The 2,425-nt window shown below is 43.1% G+C and carries 2 protein-coding genes; both read right to left on the bottom strand.

Annotation, left to right across the window (positions count from 1 at the left end; all coding sequences use genetic code 11):
• A partial coding sequence (locus tag HP439_RS18765; RefSeq protein WP_172391855.1) for a glycoside hydrolase family 88 protein occupies positions 1-802 on the bottom strand: 802 nt, incomplete at its 3' end.
• A gap of 212 nt (positions 803-1,014) precedes the next feature.
• A partial coding sequence (locus tag HP439_RS18760) for an FAD-dependent oxidoreductase (protein WP_172391854.1) occupies positions 1,015-2,425 on the bottom strand: 1,411 nt, incomplete at its 5' end.

Raw genomic sequence — 2,425 nt, 5'->3', positions numbered from 1 at the left:
AACCGAGTAATGTTTCCATCATTTTCCGATATGCGATTAATATTTCTGGGCGATCCGGATTGTCCTTAGGTAAAGATCTTAAAAGTTCAGCCATCCCTGCTGCGTACCAGCCGTTCCCACGACACCAAAAATATGGGACATCCTCTGCATGATAAAAAAGTCCGTTATCTTTCTGAAGATTAGAAAGGTAAAGAGTCATCTCCCGTGCCGCTCTATTAATGTAGGTCGTATCGCCCGTAGCACGATATGCTTGGGCTTGAATGGTAGAGATCATGAACATATCATCTATCCATAACCTGGTCTGCCAGCTGTAGCCCTTGCTGTGCCATTCAACTTCCTGTGGTCGCGCATCCCTGGGTAGTTGCCACTGCGCTTTTGCATACCTAATTCCCTGTTCTAAATAACGAGTGGAATCGGTCTGCATGTAGAGTTCTAACGGAATGCTACCAAATATGGTATGATCCACATGATCAGCTTTGGGGATTAGCTTTTGTTCGGTTGCCACAGCTACTTCATAACGGCCTTGAAGCGATTTTAGAAGCAATTCGTTGTTTGTCTGTTTAGCGAATAACAATGCGCCATACCAGGCGCAGGTTTCTGGATATGTTATTTCATTTGCTACGCCCGGATTACCCCAGTTGGAATGTGGACTTTGGATGAACCGTCCAGCAACGAGTAATCCAATTTCTTTTGGAGCTGTTCCTTTTGGCCATTTGTTAAAATATTTGTTCTGAGCTTGGCTCGTCAAGGATGCTAAGAAAAGCACACAGAAAAATAAAAAGTTGAAGTTGTAAATTCCCATTTCGGATTTAATGTATTATAGTTTATGCAGAATAAATATCGTCTCCCATTACAACCATAGAGTGTCTTAAAAAAATGAAGCTCTCTTGATTATATGACGTGCTCTATCCTCTCCTACTAGAAGTCAAACTTTCTGCTACTATTCCTAATAGCAGAAGCCTATTTAAACTATTTTTCTGATACCGCTAACTATCGCATCAGGTTAGTTAAATTTTAAGGTTTAGCCAATACTTGCTTTTCGGCAATAAGTTCTTTTTCTAAATCGGTATAAAGAACATGCTGCACATCCCGATCGCCATCAATAGCTAGCGAAGCCGCTATAGCTGCACTTTGTCCCAATATCATAAAAACGGGTTCCATACGTATACTTCCAAATGCTATGTGGGAACTCGAAACGCAAACAGGGACCAATAAATTTGCACACTCTCCTTCTTTTGGAATTAGCGATCCATATGAAATTTGATATGCGCCACCTTTTGGTTCAACACCAATATCTCCCTCGTTCTGCACGAAACCATCTGCTTTCACATACCGCTGCACGTTATGCGAATCTAGAGAGTAAGATCCCATTCCTACTGGGTCCGAAATTTTTCGTTCGCTAAAAGTATCGTGTTCGGTCATCACATAATCACCAACCATCCGGCGCGCTTCACGTATATATAATTGATGTGGCCAATTGCCATTATCTTTGAATTCGTCTTTTGCAAGTCCCCATTGTGCCATCTTTTCACGAACCTCAACGGGGACCTTTGGATCATTTGCAAGATAATACATCAGTCCTTTTTGATAATCTTCGTGGGCTTTGATAATCACCTTTCGCTCTTCATAGCTCCCTTCGGGATAATCGTAGTTCATCCCAATAAAATCGGTACTAAAGGGGCCATGATTATTTGTGTCCGTTTTTCTATTTGGAATAGGATCATATTTCTGAAAAGTTTCCCGCCAACCCGAAGCATACACCCTAGCCAGAAGCTCATAGTCTTGAGGGTTGTACCCCTCAGGTTTCTCAAAAGGAACTCTATTCTCCGGATGGTTGCTCAAACACATCCTAAAACAATACGCCTGTATGCGGTTATCTCCTTGGCCATACGTGCCCGGATCATCGGGAGAAATACCATATAGCAAACCGCTGGTGCTATCACCGGCAATACGATAGGGACTTATATCGCTTTTAAACCAATGTCCGTGATGAAGCACACCCGTTTGCACACCGTTCCATTTTTCTTTGTATACGTTGCTAGCTTCCCGTCCCACGTGATAGCTGACTCCCGCGGCCGCCATCAGATCACCCTCATAGGTCGCGTCAATAAACATTTTTCCGGTGTATGTCTTACCGCTGAGCGTTGTAATTGATACAATACGATTGCCTTTCACCTCTACTCCATTTTTTCTATCAAGCCATTCATCCCGTTGAACGTCTAATTCATATTCTGAAACGTAATCTTCAAACACCTTCTGGGCAACATGGGGTTCAAATATCCACATTGTTCGATTCTGACCGTCCATAGCAGGGGTTCCCTGTCCTTTGTTTCCGTATTCGGAGTGTTCCTGCCAGCGCCAAGCTGCACTATCCTGATAGTGCATAAATATGCGATGATAAAAATCGCGCGCCAGGCCTCCGATA

This window comes from Sphingobacterium shayense (genome assembly GCF_013179575.1).
Taxonomy (GTDB): domain Bacteria; phylum Bacteroidota; class Bacteroidia; order Sphingobacteriales; family Sphingobacteriaceae; genus Sphingobacterium; species Sphingobacterium shayense.
This window is presented reverse-complemented; position numbering and strand designations above follow the sequence as displayed.